The organism is Streptomyces apocyni (assembly GCF_009739465.1).
GTDB lineage: Bacteria > Actinomycetota > Actinomycetes > Streptomycetales > Streptomycetaceae > Streptomyces > Streptomyces apocyni.
Window position 1 is genome coordinate 103,848 of record NZ_WHOM01000068.1, and the last position, 18,891, is coordinate 122,738.

The 18,891-nt window shown below is 70.3% G+C and carries 18 protein-coding genes; 10 read left to right on the forward strand and 8 right to left on the reverse strand.

All coding sequences use genetic code 11. From position 1 onward, the window contains the following. Positions 1-322 precede the first annotated feature (322 nt). Positions 323-2,422 carry a putative bifunctional diguanylate cyclase/phosphodiesterase gene (locus GCN81_RS24320; RefSeq protein ID WP_156726597.1) on the forward strand — a complete coding sequence of 700 codons (2,100 nt, stop codon included), beginning with the start codon at positions 323-325 and terminating at the stop codon, positions 2,420-2,422. Here the strand turns inward: GCN81_RS24320 and GCN81_RS24325 are convergent. The 3 genes from GCN81_RS24325 to GCN81_RS24335 all read right to left on the reverse strand — a co-directional run bounded on the left by GCN81_RS24325 (position 2,398) and on the right by GCN81_RS24335 (position 5,222). After that, entirely contained in the window at positions 2,398-3,492 is a 1,095-nt protein-coding gene (locus tag GCN81_RS24325; protein WP_156726598.1) for an LLM class flavin-dependent oxidoreductase, read from the reverse strand. The two genes, GCN81_RS24320 and GCN81_RS24325, sit on opposite strands and share 25 nt — an antisense overlap. A 113-nt stretch (positions 3,493-3,605) precedes the next feature. Then, positions 3,606-4,343 (reverse strand): maleate cis-trans isomerase family protein, encoded by a 738-nt coding sequence (locus GCN81_RS24330; protein WP_156726599.1) that lies wholly within the window; start codon positions 4,341-4,343, stop codon positions 3,606-3,608. Positions 4,344-4,364: 21 nt separating this feature from the next. Further along, positions 4,365-5,222: a maleate cis-trans isomerase family protein gene (locus tag GCN81_RS24335; protein WP_156726600.1), complete on the reverse strand. Its 858-nt coding sequence runs from the start codon at positions 5,220-5,222 to the stop codon at positions 4,365-4,367. A gap of 263 nt (positions 5,223-5,485) precedes the next feature. Between GCN81_RS24335 and GCN81_RS24340 the strand changes: the two genes are divergently transcribed. Together GCN81_RS24340 and GCN81_RS24345 are read left to right on the forward strand one after the other, a co-directional pair. Then, positions 5,486-6,481 (forward strand): D-2-hydroxyacid dehydrogenase, encoded by a 996-nt coding sequence (locus GCN81_RS24340; RefSeq protein WP_156726601.1) that lies wholly within the window; start codon positions 5,486-5,488, stop codon positions 6,479-6,481. Positions 6,482-6,602: 121 nt separating this feature from the next. Next, positions 6,603-8,021, forward strand: a complete 1,419-nt coding sequence (locus GCN81_RS24345; RefSeq protein ID WP_156726602.1) for an amidase — start codon at positions 6,603-6,605, stop codon at positions 8,019-8,021. A 19-nt stretch (positions 8,022-8,040) separates the two neighbouring features. Here the strand turns inward: GCN81_RS24345 and GCN81_RS24350 are convergent, their stop codons facing one another. Continuing rightward, entirely contained in the window at positions 8,041-8,529 is a 489-nt protein-coding gene (locus GCN81_RS24350; RefSeq protein WP_156726603.1) for a DUF3830 family protein, read from the reverse strand. 96 nt (positions 8,530-8,625) lie between these two features. On the opposite strand from GCN81_RS24350, the gene ehuB reads away from it, so the two are divergent. From ehuB to GCN81_RS24380, 6 genes are all read left to right on the forward strand, one after another. Continuing rightward, the gene (ehuB, locus tag GCN81_RS24355; protein ID WP_156726604.1) at positions 8,626-9,528 is read left to right on the forward strand and encodes an ectoine/hydroxyectoine ABC transporter substrate-binding protein EhuB; all 903 of its coding nucleotides are present in this window, start codon (positions 8,626-8,628) and stop codon (positions 9,526-9,528) included. Further along, entirely contained in the window at positions 9,528-10,265 is a 738-nt protein-coding gene (ehuC, locus tag GCN81_RS24360) for an ectoine/hydroxyectoine ABC transporter permease subunit EhuC (RefSeq protein ID WP_156726605.1), read from the forward strand. The genes ehuB and ehuC overlap by 1 nt, the downstream gene beginning before the upstream one ends. Further along, complete coding sequence (ehuD, locus tag GCN81_RS24365; RefSeq protein WP_156726606.1) at positions 10,262-10,909, forward strand: ectoine/hydroxyectoine ABC transporter permease subunit EhuD; 648 nt, start codon at positions 10,262-10,264, stop codon at positions 10,907-10,909. The genes ehuC and ehuD overlap by 4 nt, the downstream gene beginning before the upstream one ends. Next, positions 10,899-11,714: an ectoine/hydroxyectoine ABC transporter ATP-binding protein EhuA gene (gene ehuA / locus GCN81_RS24370; protein ID WP_156726607.1), complete on the forward strand. Its 816-nt coding sequence runs from the start codon at positions 10,899-10,901 to the stop codon at positions 11,712-11,714. The genes ehuD and ehuA overlap by 11 nt, the downstream gene beginning before the upstream one ends. Positions 11,715-11,914: 200 nt before the next feature. Beyond that, the gene (locus GCN81_RS24375) at positions 11,915-12,673 is read left to right on the forward strand and encodes an IclR family transcriptional regulator (RefSeq protein WP_156726608.1); all 759 of its coding nucleotides are present in this window, start codon (positions 11,915-11,917) and stop codon (positions 12,671-12,673) included. A gap of 266 nt (positions 12,674-12,939) precedes the next feature. After that, the gene (locus tag GCN81_RS24380; RefSeq protein ID WP_156726609.1) at positions 12,940-13,950 is read left to right on the forward strand and encodes a helix-turn-helix transcriptional regulator; all 1,011 of its coding nucleotides are present in this window, start codon (positions 12,940-12,942) and stop codon (positions 13,948-13,950) included. Here GCN81_RS24380 and GCN81_RS24385 read toward each other — a convergent pair. Together GCN81_RS24385 and GCN81_RS24390 are read right to left on the reverse strand one after the other, a co-directional pair. Then, on the reverse strand, positions 13,882-14,253 hold the full coding sequence (locus GCN81_RS24385) for a DUF3168 domain-containing protein (RefSeq protein WP_156726610.1): 372 nt from the start codon (positions 14,251-14,253) through the stop codon (positions 13,882-13,884). The two genes, GCN81_RS24380 and GCN81_RS24385, sit on opposite strands and share 69 nt — an antisense overlap. Next, entirely contained in the window at positions 14,253-15,476 is a 1,224-nt protein-coding gene (locus tag GCN81_RS24390) for an amidohydrolase (RefSeq protein WP_156726611.1), read from the reverse strand. Before GCN81_RS24390 ends, GCN81_RS24385 begins: the two co-directional genes overlap by 1 nt. Positions 15,477-15,726: 250 nt before the next feature. Here GCN81_RS24390 and GCN81_RS24395 point away from each other — a divergent pair, with 250 nt between their 5' ends. Continuing rightward, entirely contained in the window at positions 15,727-15,903 is a 177-nt protein-coding gene (locus GCN81_RS24395) for a thiazolylpeptide-type bacteriocin (protein ID WP_156726612.1), read from the forward strand. Positions 15,904-16,048: 145 nt separating this feature from the next. Here the strand turns inward: GCN81_RS24395 and GCN81_RS24400 are convergent, their stop codons facing one another. Continuing rightward, entirely contained in the window at positions 16,049-18,082 is a 2,034-nt protein-coding gene (locus GCN81_RS24400; RefSeq protein WP_156726613.1) for a TOMM precursor leader peptide-binding protein, read from the reverse strand. Then, positions 18,079-18,834, reverse strand: a complete 756-nt coding sequence (locus GCN81_RS24405; RefSeq protein ID WP_156726614.1) for an ABC transporter permease — start codon at positions 18,832-18,834, stop codon at positions 18,079-18,081. The genes GCN81_RS24400 and GCN81_RS24405 overlap by 4 nt, the downstream gene beginning before the upstream one ends. Between the last annotated feature and the right edge of the window lie 57 nt (positions 18,835-18,891).

Below are 18,891 nucleotides of genomic sequence, written 5' to 3' on the forward strand. Positions count from 1 at the left end.
GTGTTCGCCTGTTTTAGGTACCCCAGTCGAGTGAGGGAGTGACACGCCAGACGCTCACGGAAAGTCACAGAGCACGGCACAATCGATCCCATGGCTGTCGCGAGTAAGCCGACCGCGAGCAGCACTGAGCAGAAACGATCAGGTGTCAACGGCGCGTGGTGGCAACAGAGTCCGGTGGATGTCCCTCCGGAGTGCCATATCCCGTGGCGTAGCTGGATCGCCGCTCTAGCCAGCCTCTATGATCGGCACACTTTCCGGCCGGCCAACCCCCGACCACCTTGATCAGACCTGTACGAGAACAACTGCCCTCCGGGAGCAAGTGGTGAGCGGAACGTCCGAAGGGCCGACACCCACGGCAGCGCCGGCCTCCGATGCCATCCGGCCGATCTTCACGGAGCGTTACAATCCCCCTGCGGCGAGTCCTCCCGCAGTCGGCTCGCTCGCGCCCGAGACCCTCCCGTGCCCCCTCGCGCCCGAAGCGCTCCCCGCCGCCCCCGCGGCCCCCTCCACCGCCCTCGGCTCCGAGCCCGCCCGCCGCTCCACCTCCCTCTCCGCCCCCGACCCCCACGACTACCGCGCCGCGTTCCTCGCCTCGCACTTCGCGATGGCGGTCGTCGACCGGGAGGGCTTCGTCACCACCGCCAACGACGCGCTCGGCGTCCTGCTCGGCGCCCCGCCCGCCGAGCTGGCGGGCCAGGTCGCGGCGGAGCTGGTGGACCTGACGGCGGACGCCCGCACCTGGCACGCGTACCGCGAGGTGCTCCGCGGACGCCAGGCCAAGCTGCGCTGTTCGCGCCGCCTCAAACACCCCGACGGGCACTCCCTGTGGGCCCAGATCACCGTCTCACCGGTGCCCGGCGGCTGCTCCGTACTGCTCTCCGTCACGGACATCAGCGCCCGCCGCGAGCTCCAGGCCCAACTGCGCCACCTACAGATGCACGACGCGGTCACCCGGCTCCCCAACCGCGCCCTGTTCTTCGAACGGCTCACCGGCGCGCTCGAGGCCGCCGCATACCACGACACCGCCACGGGCAACGGGACCGGCACCGGGCGGATCGGGCTCTGCTATCTCGACCTCGACGGCTTCAAGGCGGTCAACGACACCCTCGGCCACCGCACCGGCGACCGGCTTCTAGCCGCCGTCGCCACCCGCCTCACCCAGTGCGCCGACCAGGCGGGCTACGACCGCTGGGGCCCCCTGCACAGCGGCCCCGGCGCCGCCGGTGCGCCGCTGGTAGCCCGGCTCGGCGGCGACGAGTTCGCGCTGCTCGTCGAGGACTCCACCGGCACCGAGCAGCTCTCCGACCTCGCCGAGGCCGTGCTCCGCGCACTCCAGGAGCCCTTCGACCTGTCCGGGCAGCGGCTCTCCCTCTCCGCCTCCATCGGCGTGGTGGAGCGGCGCGCGGCGGGCACCAGCGCGACCGGCCTGATGCAGGCCGCCGACACGACGCTGTACTGGGCGAAGGCGGACGGCAAGGCCCGCTGGACGCTCTTCGACCCGGAGCGCAACGCCCACCGGATGACCCGTCAGGCCCTGTCCTCCACGCTGCGCCCCGCCGTCGACCGGGGCGAGTTCACCCTGGAGTACCAGCCGCTGGTGGACATGGCGGACGGCGGGGTGCGCGGGGTCGAGGCGCTGGTGCGCTGGCACCACCCACGCTTTGGGACACTTACGCCGAATCGGTTCATCTCACTAGCTGAGGAAGACGGCTCCATCGTTCCGCTGGGCCGTTGGGTGCTGCGTACGGCCTGTCGGCAGGCGCGGCGCTGGCAGCTGGAGCACCCTGCCGCCCGGCCGCTGTTCGTCAGCGTCAATGTCGCGGTACGTCAGGTGTGGGACTCCGACCTGGTCGCGGACGTCGCGGAGATCCTCGCCGAGACCGGGCTGCCGCCACGCCTGCTGCAACTGGAGCTCACCGAGTCCGCGGTGATGGGCTCGGCCGGACGCCCGCTCCAGGCGCTGCAGGCGCTCAGCGACATGGGCGTGTGCATCGCCATCGACGACTTCGGCACCGGGTACTCGAACCTGGCGTATCTGAGCCGCCTGCCGGTGTCCGTACTGAAGCTGGACGGCTCGTTCGTGCGCGGTTTCCAGTACGGAGACGAGGACGCCCAGGCCACGGACGAGGGCCGTGAGCGTCCCAACCCCGCTGACCAGACCATCGTGGAGGCCCTGGTCCAGCTCGCCCACCGGCTCGGTCTGACCGTCACCGCGGAGTGTGTGGAGACGGCGGGCCAGGCCGACCGGCTGCGGCGGATCGGCTGTGACACGGGGCAGGGCTGGCTCTACTCACGCGCGGTGCCGCCGGATCGTATCTCCACACTGCTGGCGGCGGCCCCCGCGGCTTCGACCGTGGGCCGCCCCGGCGTGGATCAACCCGCCGTGGACGCCGTGGATCAGCCCGCCGTGGGCAATCCGTAGGCGTCGGCGATCAGTTCGTAGGAGCGCAGCCGGGCCTCGCCGCTGTGCGCGTTGGCGGTGATCATCAGCTCCGCGGCGCCGGTGCGCTTGTGCAGGTCGTCGAGGCCGGTGCGCACCTCGTCCGGAGTGCCGTGCACGACGTTGCCCAGCCAGCCCTCGACGAACTCCCGCTCCAGCTCGCTGAACGCGTAGGCCTCGGCCTCTTCCGGTGTCGGGATGAGACCTGGCCGTCCGGTGCGCAGCCGGAGCATCGACAGGGCGCCGGTGAGTACCTGGCGGCGGGCCTCGCGCGCGTCGTCCGCGGCCAGCGCCGAGACGCCGATCAGGGCGTACGGCGCGTCGAGTGCCGCCGACGGCCGGAAGGACTCGCGGTACAGGTCGAGGGCCGGGAGGGTGTTCCGCGCGGAGAAGTGGTGGGCGAAGGCGAAGGGCAGCCCGAGCGCACCGGCGAGGCGGGCGCTGAAGCCGGAGGAGCCGAGCAGCCAGAGGGCGGGGCGCGCCGGGGACTGGACGCCGCCGGGTGAGGTGGCCTGGATCGGACCCGGCACGGCGTGGATGCGGGCGTACCGGTGCCCGTCGGGGAAGTCGTCGTCCAGAAAGTGCGTCAGTTCGGCGAGCTGCTGCGGGAAGTCGTCGGCGCCCTCGCCGGGCCGGTCGGTCCTGCGCAGGGCGGCGGCGGTCGCGCCGTCCGTACCGGGGGCGCGTCCCAGGCCGAGGTCGATCCGGCCCGGAGCCAGCGCCTCCAGGGTGCCGAACTGCTCGGCGATGACCAGCGGGGCGTGATTGGGGAGCATCACACCACCCGAGCCGAGGCGGATGCGCTCGGTGTGGGCGGCGAGGTGAGCCAGGATCACGGCGGGGGACGAGGAGGCCACGCCGGGCATGGAGTGGTGCTCCGCCACCCAGTAGCGGTGGAAGCCCCGCCGCTCGGCCAGCGTGGCGATCTCCACGCTGGTCCGCAGCGCCTGAGTGGCCGTACGGCCCGCGCCGACGGTGGCCAGATCGAGTACGGACAGGGGGACCGGGGCGCTTCCCTGGGCCGTGCCGCGGATCGTCTGCTGGTCGCTCACCGGTGTGCCTCCTGGATACGTACGTCACACGTCACCGTGCTCTGCGACGTACGAACAGGAGGCACACTCCACTTATTCCCGCCCGCGTGTTCCTGCCCCTTAGTCCCGCCCGTCTAGTCCCGCACCTGCACGATCGGTTCCTTGGCGAAGAGCTGGCCGAGCGCCGGGCAGTTGGCTCGGCGTCCCGCCAGGCGTAGCGCCTCCCAGACCGTGACCTGGTTCGCCGTGAGCACCGGCTTGCCGAGGTCCGCCTCCAGGTCGCGGATGTACGCCGCCGTGTGCAGCGCCGTGTCCGGCAGCAGCACCACGTCGGCGTCCGGGTGGTCGCCGTCGCGCGCCAGCGCCAGCACCTCGTCCCTCCCCCAGGTGCCCACCTCGGCCGCCGTGATGATCCCGCTGCCCCGCGTCCCGACCACCTCGGCGCCCGACGCCTTGAGGAAGGCCGCGAAGTGCTCCGCCACGTCCTCGGGGTAGGTCGCGGCGATCGCCACCCGGGACGCGCCCAGCTCCCGCACCGCGTGGGCGAAGGCGAAGGACGTGCTGGAGGCCGGCATACCCGCCGCCTTGGCCAGGTTCCTCACCTGTTCGTGCGCGCCCTCCCAGCCGAAGACGAAGCTCCCGCTGGTGCAGGCCCACACCACCGCCTCGGCCCCGGCCAACCGCAGCTCCTCGACCTTGGCGGCGAGCCGGTCGGCCGACCCCATCTCCAGAAGCGCGTCCACCCGGTGGGCGTCCTCGCCGATGTCCGTGTGGATCAGTACCAGCCGGATGTCGCTGGCGAGCAGCATCTCGATCCGCGGGTAGTCATCCTCCGCCGAGTGGCCCGGGTAGAGGAATCCAAGTGCGGTCATCAGCGGCCTCCGTGCTCGTCGTTACTCAGTGCTCGGGTACTCCGGGAACGCGGGCGGCTCCGCCAGCGGCGGCTCCTGCACGGATCCCGGCAGCTGCTCCGGCAACGGAGGCTCCGGGATGTTCGGCCCACGCAGGATCCGACGCGCCGAGTCGTCGATCAGCGCTTGGTAGGGTCCCACCGCAGTCGTACCCAGACGGCGGAGCGCTGACCACATCGTGACCTGGTTGGCCGAGATGACCGGCACCCTGAGCTCGGCCTCCAGCTGAGGAATCGCGTCGTAGGTGGGCAGGTTGGTGCAGCTGATGAACAGGGCGTCCACCTCCTCGGGCAGCGTGGTCCTGGCCATGGCCACCACGTCGTGGTACGGCACCTTCCAGATGTGCCGGGTCAGGCCCAGGCCCGTACGGCTGATGACGGTGATCCCGGCCTCGCCCAGAAAGTCCTCCAGGGCCTCGGTCACCGAGTCCGTATAAGGGGTGACGAGCGCGATGCGCTCCGCGCCGAGCTCGGCCAGCGCCTCGAGCAGCGCCCCGGACGTGGTGAGCGCCGGTACTGCGGACGCGACCTCCATGGCCGCGGCCATGGTGCGCTCGCCGACCATGCCGTCGACGAAGCTGCCCGATGTGCAGGCGTAGGCGATGACCTCGGGTTCGGCCGCGTTCAGCGCCCGTACGGCATCGCGCAGTGTCTCGTGCTCGCTGACCAGGCGGGCGAGGTCAAGGCTGACCTCCACGGGTACGTACGGCGTACGGGTCAGATGGAGGGAGATCTCGTCGGGTACCCAGCGCCACAGCTCTCTGTCGAGAGCGAAGTCAAAAGGGGCGACGACCCCGATACCGCGTTGTGGGTGTGGACCACCCAGGAAAGAGACGTCCATGACAGGCCCCAGCAGTTTGAGCAGGTATGAAGGAAGGGCCGGCCGTCGGCCGGAGGGGTACGTAGATTCCGGCACTCGCCGGGACGTCGGGACAGAAGAGCGAGCGGACGCCTGAGGCGTCCTCAGGGACTCGGTGGCTTGTGGAGTGCCCTTATTGACGAAGGTAGGTTCAGGTGCCAGCGTGGTCAATCGCCACATCTCAGACGGACCCCACTGATTTCTCTCAGGGAAGCAGAAACGCATTGCGAAACGGTTTCCCCGCTATGTCCGACATCACCCTCCTGGTGCTCGACGCCGAGCCGCCGCCACGGCTGGGCAGGCTCACCGGGCGCGCCCGAGTGCTGCACGCCAACGACGACACGCTGGCTGAGCAGCTGCCAGACGCCGACGTCCTGCTCGTGTGGGACTTCTCCTCGCAGGCCGTACGCCATGCCTGGCCCGGCACCGGGCCCCGGCCCCGGTGGGTGCATACGGCAAGCGCCGGTGCGGACCATCTGCTCTGCCCCGAGCTGGTCGAGTCCGACACGGTGGTGACCAATGCCAGAGGCATCTTCGACCGTCCTATCGCGGAGTACGTAGCCGGTCTGGTCCTCGCCTTCGCAAAGGACCTGCCGGGCAGTTGGGCGCTCCAGCGGGAGCGGCGCTGGCGGCACCGCGAGACCGAGCGCGTCGCGGGGACCCGGGCGTGTGTGGTGGGCTCCGGGCCGATCGGGCAGGCGATCGCCGCGACGCTCACGGCGCTGGGGGTGCGGGTGGCGGTCGTGGGCCGTACGGCGCGGGACGGGGCGCACGGGCAGGCCAGGGTGCACGGCCAGGATGAGCTGGACGAGCTGCTCGCCGGGGCCGACTGGGTGGTTTCGGTGGCGCCGCTCACCGAGCAGACACGCCAGATGTTCGACGCGCGCCGCTTTGACCTGATGCGGCCGTCGGCGCGGTTCATCAATGTGGGGCGGGGTCAGTTGGTCGTGGAGGCGGATCTGCTGGCCGCGCTGGAGCGGCGCTCGATCGCCGGGGCGGCGCTGGACGTCTTCGAGCAGGAGCCACTGCCTTCGGACAGCCCGCTGTGGGAGGCGCCCGGGTTGTTGCTGTCCCCGCATATGAGTGGGGACATCGTGGGGTGGCGGGATGCGCTCGGGGAGCAGTTCGTGGAGTTCTTCGAGCTGTGGGCGGCGGGGAAGCCCCTGCCGAACGTGATCGACAAGTCGCTGGGGTACGTGCCCGGGGCGGGCGCTGGGCACGTCAGCCCGTCCGGCGATTGAGGACACGCCCGCAGGGCGTTCGGGGTCCGGGGTCCGGGGTCCGGGGCTGAGCCCCGGTTTCGGGAAGGGGCGGGGTGGGGGAGTTTCTCTGACGCGCGCCACCGACCACCTGGAGGACGGGATGACCTCGCTCAGCAGTCTTACCGCGGTGCAGCTCATCGACGGGTACCGGAAGGGCGAGTTCAGTCCGGTGGACGCGACCCGGGCGGCGCTCGCCCGGATCGAGGAGACCGAGCCGGTCGTCAACGCGTTCGTCCGCGTGGACGAGGAAGCGGCCCTGGAGCAGGCGGAGGCCGCCGCCCGACGCTGGCGGCGCGGCGAGCCGCAGGGTCTGGTGGACGGCGTGCCGGTGTCGGTGAAGGACATCCTGCTGCTGCGCGGCAGCCCCACCCGGCGCGGCTCGCTGGCCACCCGTATCGAGGGCCCCTGGGACGAGGACGCTCCGTCGGTGGCCCGGCTGCGGGAGCACGGCGCGGTGTTTCTCGGCAAGACCACGACGCCCGAGTTCGGCTGGAAGGGCGTCACGGACAGCCCGCTGTCCGGGATCACCCGCAACCCGTATGACCCCGAACGCACGGCGGGCGGCTCCAGCGGCGGCGGCGCGGCGGCCGTGGCGCTGGGGGCTGGTCCGGTGGCGCTGGGGACGGACGGTGGCGGCAGTGTCCGTATCCCCGGCTCGTTCTGCGGGATCTTCGCGCTGAAGCCGACGTACGGGCGGGTACCGCTGTACCCGGCGAGCGCGTTCGGCACGCTGGCGCATGTGGGCCCGATGACCCGGGACGCGGCGGACGCGGCCCTGGTGATGGACGTGATCAGCGGGCCTGACCCGCGCGACTGGTCGGGGCTCGGACCGGTGGCGGGCAGCTTCGCCGAGGGCCTGGCGGGCGGTGCGGACGGCGCGGGCGGGGTGCGCGGGCTGCGGGTGGCGTACTCGGCGACGCTCGGGGGTCAGGTGGCGGTCCAGCCCGCGGTAGCCGCCGCGGTGCGCGGCGCGGTGGCGAAGCTGGCCGAGCTCGGCGCGTACGTCGAGGAGACCGACCCGGACTTCAGTGAGCCGCTGGAGGCGTTCCACACCCTGTGGTTCAGCGGCGCGGCCCGCGTCACGGAGCACTTCAACGACGAGGAGCGGGCGCTGCTTGACCCGGGGCTGCGGGAGATCTGCGCGCGCGGCGCCCGGTACAGCGCGCTGAACTATCTCGCCGCCGTGGACGTACGGATGGACCTGGGCCGTCGGATGGGCCGCTTCCACTCCACGTACGACCTACTGGTCACCCCGACCATGCCGATCACCGCGTTCGAGGCGGGCGTCGAGGTACCGAAGGACTCCGGCCACCGCCGCTGGACGGGCTGGACCCCGTTCTCGTACCCCTTCAACCTGACCCAGCAGCCCGCGGCGACGGTGCCCTGCGGGGTCGACGAGGACGGGCTCCCGATCGGGGTGCAGCTGGTGGCGGCCCGGCACGCGGACGCGCTGGTGCTGCGGGCGGCGCACGCGCTGTACGAGTCGGGGGCCGCGGAGATCCCGCGGCCCAGGGTCTAGGGGGCGTGTTGGGCAGGCCCTACGCGCGCCGGAAGTTGAGGGACTCCCCCAGCGCGCCCGCCCGCCACAGGTCGTGACAGGCCTCGGCCATCCGGTCGAGGCCGTCCACCACCTGGCCCCACACGATGCCCGGCACCCAGCCCACGTCGGCGTTGATCAGCAGGTTGTTGCGCTCGTAGAACAGCGCCAGGTCGACGATCGTGCCGCGCTGTTCGGTGCCGTAGCCGTAGGACTTGGTGCCCAACTCCGTACTGGAGAAGGTGAAATAGCACAAGTCCCCGGGGATGGGGGTAATGGTGGGGTTCTCCAGGGGCGGCTCCTCGGGGGCGAAGGCCGGAAAGAGTGCGTAGATCTCATTACGCGCGTACTTGGCGTGGTAGACGTCCGAGCCCAACGGCAGGGCGTCCCACACCGCCTGACAGGTGATCGGCGCGCGGTCGTCGAGGAGGCGTGCCGTGCAGCTGACACCCCGTTTGTCGAGGGACACTTCGATATGGCGATCGCTCATGACCCCATGCATCCCCCACGGCCGGGCAGATCTCACTCCGATCACGGGCCGAAATCAATCCGCATAGACGGCACGGTCTCGGGTAGTCGCGCGCCCATGGCTCCACCACATGAGAACAACGAGGGATTTACTGGCAGGCCACTACGCCGCCGTTCCCTGCTCGCGGGGGCCGTGGCGCTGGGCGCGCTCGGCGCTGCGGGATGCAGCAGGGTACCGGACGTGGGCGAAATCGAAGGAGGAAGCCTGCTCGAACGACTCCGCGACGAGGGAACCGTCAGGGTGGGCATCGCCAGCGAGCCCCCCTTCGGGTACGTCAACGAGGACGGCATCGCCACGGGGGAGGCACCGGAGATCGCACGGGTCATCTTCAAGTCCCTCGGTGTGAACAACATCCGAGCCATTCCGACGGAGTTCGGGGCCCTCATCCCCGGACTGAAGGCACAGCAGTTCGACGTCGTGTCAGCGGGGATGTACATCAACCCCACCCGCTGCGAGCAGGTGCTGTTCTCGGACCCCGACTACGTGGTGCTCGACTCCTTCATCGTGAAGAAGGGCAATCCGCACGGGATCAGAACCTACGAGGACATCGTCGACAAGGGACTCAAGCTCGCCAGCGGCACGGCGTACGCCGAGATCGACTACGCCAAGGACGCGGGCGTGAAGGACATCCTGATCCTGCCCGACCAGGTGGCGGGTCTGGACGCCGTTCGGCAGGGCCGGGTGGACGCCTTCGCGGGCACCAACATCACAGTCCAGGGCGTCGTGAAGGGCGACCCACAGGTCGAGGCCACCGAGGCCTTCCAGCCCGAGATGGGCGGCAAACCGGCGTACGGCGCGGGCGGCTTCGCCTTCCGGCAGTCGGAGAAGAACCTGCGCGACGCGTTCAACAGGGAGCTGCACAAACTCAAGGACAGCGGGCAGCTGCTGCGGATCGTCCAGCCCTTCGGGTTCACCAAGGACGAGATGACTGACCTGACCGCAGAGGAGCTGTGCGGCTGATGATGACATCGGAGTTCTTCACCAGCTGGTTCCTGCCCGGTGTCTGGGTCACCATCCAGGTCACCTTGTTCAGCGCCGCGCTGGCCGGCGTGGTCGCGTTCGTGATCGGCACCCTGCGCACCTCGCGCTTCTGGATCGTACGGTTCCTCTCCGGGACCTACTTCGAGATCTTCCGCGGCACCTCCGCGCTGGTGCTGATGTTCTTGTTCGTCTTCGCGATCCCCCTGATGTTCAGGTGGCAGTTCATCTCGCCGATGGTCGCGGGCATCGTGGCGCTCGGCCTCACCTACGGCGCGTACGGGTCGGAGGTCGTACGCGGCTCGCTGGCCGCCGTGGCCCCCGCGCAGCGCGAGGCGGGCATCGCGCTCAGCTTCACCCGGATGCAGCGCCTGCGCCGCATCGAGCTGCCGCAGGCGTGGCCGGAGATGATCCCGGCCTTCAACAACCTGCTGATCGAGCTGCTGAAGGGCACGTCCCTGGTGTCGCTCGTCACCGTCGCCGACATGACCTTCGCGGGCAACCTGCTGCGGCTCGCCACCAACGAGAGCGCGCCGATCTACACCCTGCTCCTCGTCCTGTACTTCGTCTTCGCCTTCATTCTCACGCGCGGGATGCGCCTCCTCGAACGTCAGGCCAAGGCAAGGATCGGCCAGAAACCCGAGAAGCTCGGGCTGCTGAGCGGACTCCGCGCCAAGCCCTCCACTGACGTGGTCACCGGTACCGGAGGTGTCAAGTGAACTGGGACTGGAGCGTCGTCGACGCCTTCATGCCGCGCTTCTGGGACGGTGTGCTGGTCACCCTGCAGGCCCTGTTCTGGGGCTGTCTGATCGCCTTCACCCTGGGGCTGGTCTGGGCCGTGGCACAGCGGTCCCCGCAGAAGTGGATCAGCTGGCCGGTGACCGCGATCACCGAGTTCATCCGGAACACCCCGCTGCTGGTGCAGCTCTTCTTCCTCTTCTACGTGGTGCCGGAGTGGGGCCCCTCGATGTCCCCGCTGACGACGGGCGTCATCGGCCTCGGCCTGCACTACTCCACGTACACCTCCGAGGTCTACCGCTCGGGCATCGATGCCGTGCCTGTCGGTCAGTGGGAGGCGGCCACCGCGCTCAGTCTGCCGCGCGGCCACACCTGGCGGGCGGTCATCCTGCCGCAGGCCATCCGCCGCGTGATCCCGGCCCTCGGCAACTACGTGGTGTCGATGCTGAAGGACTCCCCGATCATCTTCGCCATCGGCGCGCTCGAAATGCTCGGCGAGGCCAGGGGCTTCAGCAACGAGACCTTCACCATCGAGGCCTATGTCGTCGTCGGGGTCGCCTTCCTCGTCATCGCCTACCCGGCATCCCTCCTCCTGCGAGCTCTGGAGCGTCGTCTTGTCCAGTGACACCAACACCACGAACGATGCGGTCAACCCCGCCGTTGACAGCAACGAACTGATCCGCTTCGACAAGGTCGTCAAGCGCTTCGGCGACAACGTCGTCCTGGACCACCTCGACTTCTCCGTGGACTCGGGCAAGCACGTCACCCTCATCGGCCCCTCCGGATCGGGCAAGACGACGATCCTGCGGCTGCTGATGACCCTGCTGAAGCCCGACGAGGGCACCATCAAGGTCGGCGGCCAGTACCTCACCCACGAGGAGAAGAACGGCAAACTCGTCCCGGCCGGTGAGAAGCACGTCAGAGACGTGCGCAAGAACATCGGCATGGTGTTCCAGCAGTTCAACCTCTTCCCGAACATGAAGGTGCTGCGGAACATCACCGAGGCGCCGGTCCAGGTGCTCGGGCTGTCCAAGGACGAGGCCGACCAGCGCGCCCGCGAGCTGCTCGAACTCGTCGGTCTGACCGAGCACATCGACAAGTACCCAACGCAGCTGTCCGGTGGTCAGCAGCAGCGTGTCGCGATCGCGCGGGCGCTGGCCATGCGGCCGCAGGTGCTGCTCCTGGACGAGGTGACGTCCGCACTCGACCCGGAGTTGGTGGCGGGTGTCCTGGACGTCCTGCGGGACATCGCGCACACCACAGACATCACCATGCTCTGTGTGACGCACGAGATGAACTTCGCCCGTGACATCTCGGACCAGGTACTGATGTTCGACGCGGGCCGGGTCATCGAATCCGGCGCTCCGGAAAAGATCTTCGGGGATCCGGACCACCAGCGGACCCGGGAATTCCTGAGCGCTGTTCTCTGAGTACGTTCGGTAACGGCACAGCTCGGAGCGCCATAGTGTGACTGTGGCATATGCCAGGGTGGTGCGTTCCTGCTTACATGGCCTACGTGAGGCGAGGGACGCGCCACCAATCTGGTCAACACCCCCCACAGATACCCCTCTTGACCGCTATCGTGGTACCGAGCCCAGCTGTCCGAAACCGGTCCATGCAGGGGGAAACCGTGGCGCTGAAACCAGAGCCGACCGCATCGAACCACTCGGTGCAGCACGCCCTCCGTGTGCTCGAAACCGTGACACGGCACAGCACCGGCGTGAATGCCACCCAGATCGCCCGCGAGGCGGGGCTGCCCGCCCGCCATCTGACGCCCCTGCTGCTCATGCTGCGCCGCGAGGGGTACGTCCAGCAGATCGCCGACGGCGCGTACATCACGGGCGACGCACTGACCCGGCTCGGCTCAGCGGCGGGGCGCGAGCGGGCGATCAGGCAGCAGGTCCAGCAGACCCTGGACGGGCTGCGCGACACGGTCGGCGCGGCGGTCTACATCAGCCGGTACATCGACGGCGAGGTCAAGGTCACCCAGTACTCGGACGGGCCCCGCGCCCCCAAGGTCAACGAGTGGGTGGACTTCCGCTCCGCCGCCCACGCCAGCGCGGTCGGCAAGAGCCTGCTCACCCAGCTCGACATCAACGGCCGCCGCGACCACCTCGCCCGGCACAAGCCCGCCCGGCTCACCTCGCGGACGATCACCGACGAGCGGCTCCTGTTCAGCAAGTTGGACGCCCAGCCTCCGTCCGTACCGATGCTCGACCTACAGGAGTACGCGGTGGGCACGGTCTGCGCGGCCGTCCCGATCACCGCAGGCTCTCTGGTCGGCTGCCTCGCCCTGTCCCTGCCTCTCGAGCACGCCCACCGGCTGCGCGCGGCGGCGAACACCCTGAACCGCGGCGCGGCACCGGTGTTGCTCTCGCTGGCCCTCTGAGGCGCTGGCCCTCTGAGGTCCGGCTTGACGTCCCGCTTGAGGTCCACTTGAGGTTCTTCCTGCGGATCTGCCTGAGGACGTGCTGAGAGTCCTTTGAAAGCCAGTGGTTCTTCACGGTTTGCCTACTAGTCGCACACAGGTACGCACGAAGAGGCCCACTTTCCACTGTGTCGCCTAGGCTTGAACGGACCACGTCGGTGCGCGCCGACCACCCCGAGGGCGAACCCCCGGGGAGCCGCCCGTGGTTACCAGCCTTCGGGGGATCTATGCGCGAAAACGCGATGTCTGTATTCGGCGTCTCTGCCCAGGAGGAAGAGACGTACCGTCACTTCCTGAGAAATCCTGACACCACCGCGGACGACATCCATCTGCTGCTCCATACGACTCCCGAGCAGGCCCTCCAGTGTCTTGAACGCCTCCAGGTTCTGGGGCTGTTGCACCCCGCCGGGAAAGACCGAGTGATCTCCCCCGCCGACCCGGAGCTCGCCCTCACCCGGCTGATGGACTCACGGATGCACGAGCTCCACCAGGAGCTGATGCGCGTCACCCGCTCCCGGCATGTGGTGGACGGACTCCGTGCCGAGCAGGAGCACGCCTCGCGGTCGTATACCCACCCCGGCATCGAGCAGCTGGAAAGCCTCGCCGATATCCGCAACCGCATCGACGACCTGGCCTTCTTCGCCCGCGACGAGATCCTGGCCGTGGAGCCCTACCGCCAGCTCTCCGCCGAGAACATCGCCCGGTCCCGCCCCCTGGACCTGCGCTGCCTGCGCCGGGGCGTGAGTATCCGCAACGTCGTCATACGCGCCGTACTCGACGACCAGCCGACCGCCGACTACCTGCGGGAACTCGTCGCCCACGGGGCCGAGATCCGGGTGTCGGACGACACCGCCGAGCGCATGCTGGTCTACGACCGCAGCACCGCGCTGGTGCCCCTGGACCCGCAGAACACCTCGCGCGGCGCCCTGTTGGCGCACAAGGGCGGCCTGGTCGCCAACATCATCGCTCTGTTCGAGAAGATCTGGGACGCCTCCGACGACCTCACCCAGGTGCTCAAGGAGCGGGAGAACGGCGTGGCCGACAGCTCCGGCCTCACTGAGATCGAGCGCCGCGTCCTGGTCTCGATGTGCACCGCGGGCAAGGACGAGGCGGGCGCCCGTGAACTGGGCGTCTCGGTACGTACCTACCGGCGGCACGTCGCCGAACTCCTACAGGCTCTGGGCGCGACCAACCGAGCCCAGGCCGCTCTGCTGGCGCGTGAACGGGGCTGGATCTGAGCGGTCTGAGCGGTCCGGGGCTCGACGTCCGTCCAGCGAGCCGTCGCTCAGGGACCAGCCGCGTAGTGCGGGGTCGGCCAGTGCCGCCCGTACTGCTCGGCAAACGGTTCTGCGGTCCGTCGTCTGGGTCAGGGTGATGCGCAGCCTGATCCGGTCCTGGTCGATCTCGGGGTCGCAGGACCAGTGCGGCGGCAGCAGTCCGAGCAGGCGGACCAGGGTGGTGGCGGCGGCCGGGACGCTGCCGTCGCGGCGTACGGTCACCACGTCCACCACGTCCACCTCGTGGGCGGGCTCGGCGGTCATCACGGGGTCTCCTTCAGTACGTGCAGCGCGGCGCTCGCCATGGCCGCGATGCCGGTCGGCAGGGCTGTCCGTACGTCAGGGGCGAACTCGGGTGAGTGGTTGGGCGGTACCGAGGGCCCGCCGGAGCGGGCCGCCCGCCACTGCTGGGCGCCGGTGACGCCCAGCAGCCAGTACACGGTACGCACTTCGCCCGTGCCGAACCAGGGGAAGTCCTCGGTGGCGGTCAGGGCCGGGGTTCGGCCCACCCGGTGCGGGCCGAACAGCTCCTCGTGGACCCGGTGTACGGCGGCGGTCGCCGGTTCGTCGGGGACCAGGGCAGGCGAGCGCGAGGTGACCGTGAAGTCGGGGTCACGCGGGCAGGCGGACGCCGCGCACTCGGCCCGGACGATCCGTTCCACTGCCGCGGCCACCCGCGTAAGCGCCGCCTCGGAGAAGGCCCGTACGCACAGACTCAGCTCCGCGCGGTCGGGGATGACATTGGCGCGCTCACCGGCCCGCAGCGAGCCGACGGTGAGCACCACCTGCTCGGCCGGAGCGGTCTCCCGCGCCACCACCGACTGGAGGCGCACCACGGTGGCGGCGGCCGTCAGGACCGGGTCGACGGTCAGCTGCGGGGTACCCGCGTGTCCGCCGCGCCCGTGGATCACCACGTCGAGCGCGGTGCTCCCGGACATCAGCGGGGCACCGGGCACGACGTGCGCGACCGTCCCCGCGGGCAGTGGCGCGGTGTGCTGGGCCACTGCCACGGCCGGGGTGCCGAAGCGCTCGTAGAGTCCGTCGTCGATCATCGCCCGCGCCCCGGTCAGCGTCTCCTCGGCGGGCTGGCCGACCACCAGCAGATTGCCGCTCCACCGCGCGCGGGTACGGGACAGCTCGCCCACCGCTCCGGCGACGGCGGCCAGATGCAGATCGTGGCCGCAGGCGTGCATGACGCCCGGTTCAGTGCTCGCGTACGGCAGGCCGGTGCGCTCGGGGACCGGGAGCGCGTCAAGTTCGGCGCGGAGCAGGACGGTTGGTCCGGGGCCGTTGTGCAGCACCCCGACGACTCCGTGGCCGCCGCCGACGCCGCGGCTGACCGTACAGCCGTGGTGGGCGAGCTGGGCGGCGAAGCGGTCGGCGGTGCGGTGTTCGGCACCGGAGAGCTCGGGGTGGGCGTGCAGGTCGAGGTAGAGCTCCAGGGCGGAGTGCAGCGCCTCCCGGGGGACCTGGGCTGTGAGTGTCACGGGGTTTCACCTCACGGAGCGACGGACGTTCGGACTAGAGATGTTCGGACTAGGGCCTGCGCCCTGGAGTGAGTGTCACGTTGTGGCCACTCAGGGGTACCGCCGTGTCACTGTCACCAGGTGTCAGCGCTCTGGCAGTGGAAGGAAGGCCGATCTGACAGTGGCCACCGGTGGAATGGAGTCATCGCCAGGGAGCGCCGCCGGAAAAGCCGGAGGGTCCCGGCGGCCTACTGACCCAAGGGAGAACACCATGGCCCCCAAGACCGAGCTCGCCACCCTCGCCAACGAGATCCTGGAGCTGGAGTCGGAGACCTTCGAGATCTCGGACTACTCGGACGCGGTCGAGGTCGTCCTCGCCGGTTCGACGTCGTCCTCCTCGACCTCCACCTGCTCCAGCACCACCAGCACCACCTCCTGCAGCGCCTGATCCACGGCACTGGCCCGAGCGGCAGCCCCTTCCTGGGTGGGAATCCCCACCCTGGGAGGGGCTGCCGGGCGTTGTGCCGCGCGCGGCCCAGGCAGACGGCTGCGCCCACGGCACCGAAGTGCCGTAGGCGAGCCGTGCGGGCCGGTCAGGGGAAGGGATGGGGGACGACCTTGATGGCGTCGTCCGTCAGGTCGTCCGGACGGCGACCGGCCGCGCGCAGGGCGGTGCGCAGCCGGGGCATCAGCAGGGCCCGCTGCCGGGTCCAGCCGAAGTCGAGGGGCAGCAGTCCCGGCACGGTGGTGCTGACCGTGTGCAGGCCCATCCGGTGCTGCTCGGGCGTCGTCTGGTCGACGGCGATGACGTCGTACCCGGCCGAGGTCAGCTCGTCCCGTAGCAGCCGCAGGTCGTCCATCAGGTCGCCGGTGCGGGGCCGCCTGGTCTCCCAGTCCCGGTAGGTGTCGGTGAGGGAGTGGACGCCGGTGGGCTCCAGGTACTCGCGGGCGTGCTCCGTCATGGAGGGCAGCCCGTAGAGCTGGGCGTGGTCCTTGAGGTGCAGCACCTTGGTGAAGTCCTGGGCCATCTCCTGAAGTTCGTCGCGCCGCTCGGCGACCTGGTAGGGCAGGTGGGGGATGTACGTGAGGACCTCGGAGAGGGCGGCTTCCACGGTGCCCTCCGGGTCGAAACCGGCGGCGGCACTGAAGGAGAGCGTGCCGTAGCCGCCGTCGCGGCGGACCGCGAGCGCGGTGACCACGGGGACGGCGAGGTCCATGCGGGTGTCGTAGGCGTGCACGTCGTAGCCGTGCAGGGCGGCCCGGTCGAGCATCGTACGGATCGCGGGGGCGCGGCAGCTGCCGAGGTCGATCTCGGCGAGGTGGGCCCGGCCGTACCAGGCGAGCAGGAAGGCGTCCCGCTCGATGAGTTCGAGCAGCCCGAAGAGGATGGCTTCCTCCAGGCTGCCGCCGGTGGCGCAGCCGTTGGAGCACTCGAAGACGAAGTTGTCGGCCTCGACTCCCGCGCTGTAGTGGGCGAGCCGGGCCGGGACGAGGATCGGCTGGTCCTCGCGCAGCGAGTGGCCCCACACCCAGGGGATCTTCCGGTCCGGGTCGAAGGGGCTGACCAGGTGGTCGTTGGCGTAGGTCTCGGGTGCGTAGAAGCCGCAGTCGGCGGGGTTCAGGGCGGGCACGCCGTCGGCCCGCAGCGTGTGGAGGGACTCGATGACCGGTGCGGTGCCGCGCCGCCGGTGGGTGCCCGCGTACCGCTCGAGTCCCTCCAGGTAGGCGAGGGTGCGGCTGGTGCCGTAGCTGTTGGCCTGGCCGCTCCAGGTGACGTCGTTGAGTCCGGCGTAGCCGCGTACGAAGTGGGTGCCCGCGACCGGGGCGGTGGTGGTGGACGCGGGGTTGATCCAGGTGTCCGAACCGAGGGCGCCGCAGACCGGGTTGGCCAGCGCGGCCGTCGGCAGCGGGTAGGAGTCCAGGGAGCGCAGCCGGTAGCCGTCGGGGTCCGGCTTGGGCGTGGGGCCGAGCGCCATCCGGGCCGCTTCGGCGGTGTCGGGGCGCTCTTGTACGCAGACGGGGCACAGAGGTTCGGGCAGCAGCGGGAAGGTGGCGGTGGCCAGGGTGCCGAGGTCGACGCGGGTGACCTGGGGCAGGGCGCGGTCGGCGGCCGTGGTTCCTGGCGGGGTGGGGCGGGGACCGCTCAGGGTGGCGCGGTAGGCGGCCCAGACGGCGTCCACCGCGAAGTCGGTGAGCACCGGCCAGGCGGTGGCGCCGTGCGGGGCGTATCCCAGCTCCAGGGCCTCGCGTTCGGAGCGGCTGCGCAGTCGCTGCCAGCGCATGGCGAGGCACTGGCCGCAGGCTGTGGGGTCAGCGTGGTCGGCGGTGTCAGCGGCGTCGGCGGCGCCGCCCCAGGGGCCGATCAGCACGGCCCGTGAGGTGAGCTGGACGGTGGCCGTCGGCCGCGTCGCGGCGTGCGGGTCCGGGTGACCGAAGCCCAGGGTGTCGGCGGCGCCGAGCGGCACGACCCGGGGCGCGGGCAACCCGGGCGTGGGGCCCGACGCCGCGTGGCGTGCGGTGAGTTCGCGCTCCAGGAGGGCGCTGCTCGATTCGAGCGGGGACGTGTCCAGCGGGGGCGCGTCGGCGGCGGTGGTGGTGGCCGTGGTGCGTACGGCGGTCGTCGTCATGACTTGTCGCTCCAGCGGAAGGTCTTCAGGGCGATCGCGCCGAAGACGAGGGCGAAGGCGGCGAGTACGGCGCAGGAGGTGGCGATGGTGCCGCTGCCGCCGCTGCCGGTGAGGGCGGCGGAGATCCCGTCGTTCAGATAGCGCAGCGGGAACACCCGGGAGAGGCTCTGCATCCAGCCCGGCATCGCGTCCAGCGGGAAGAAGGAGCCGGAGAGGAACGCCATGGGGATCATCAGGCAGTTGGCGACGGCGGCGACGGCCTCGGGGGTCTTGGCGTACGTGCCGACGACCACGCCGACCGCGAGGAACGCGGTGATGCCGAGGACCAGGACCGGCAGCGCCAGCGGCCAGCTGGACGCCAGGCTGAGGCCGAAGGACGGCAGCAGGGCGACACAGACGAACAGCACCGCCTGAACGATGCCGATGCCGATCGCCAGCACATAGCGGGAGCCGAGCACGGCGGGCAGCCGTACGGGGGTCATCCGGATGAGCCGGAGGATGTCGTCGCGCCGCCACTGCATGAGGACGAAACCGACACCGAAGACGGCCGCGTTGGCGACGCCCCAGGACAGCACACCCGGCGCGATGTAGTTGATGTAGGGCTTCCCGCTCTCCTCGACGTTCTGGCCGTGGAAGATCAGGCCGAAGACGACCAGGAAGAGCAGCGGGAAGGCGAAGGTGAAGAAGAGGGTGGTCTTGTCGCGGGTGTAGGCCCGGTAACCGGCCTGGCTCAACGCGGCGTATGCGCTCATGGTGGGGTGCTCCCCGTATTCGGCGGACGGTGGTGGTCGTGGCGGTGGCGTCGCGGT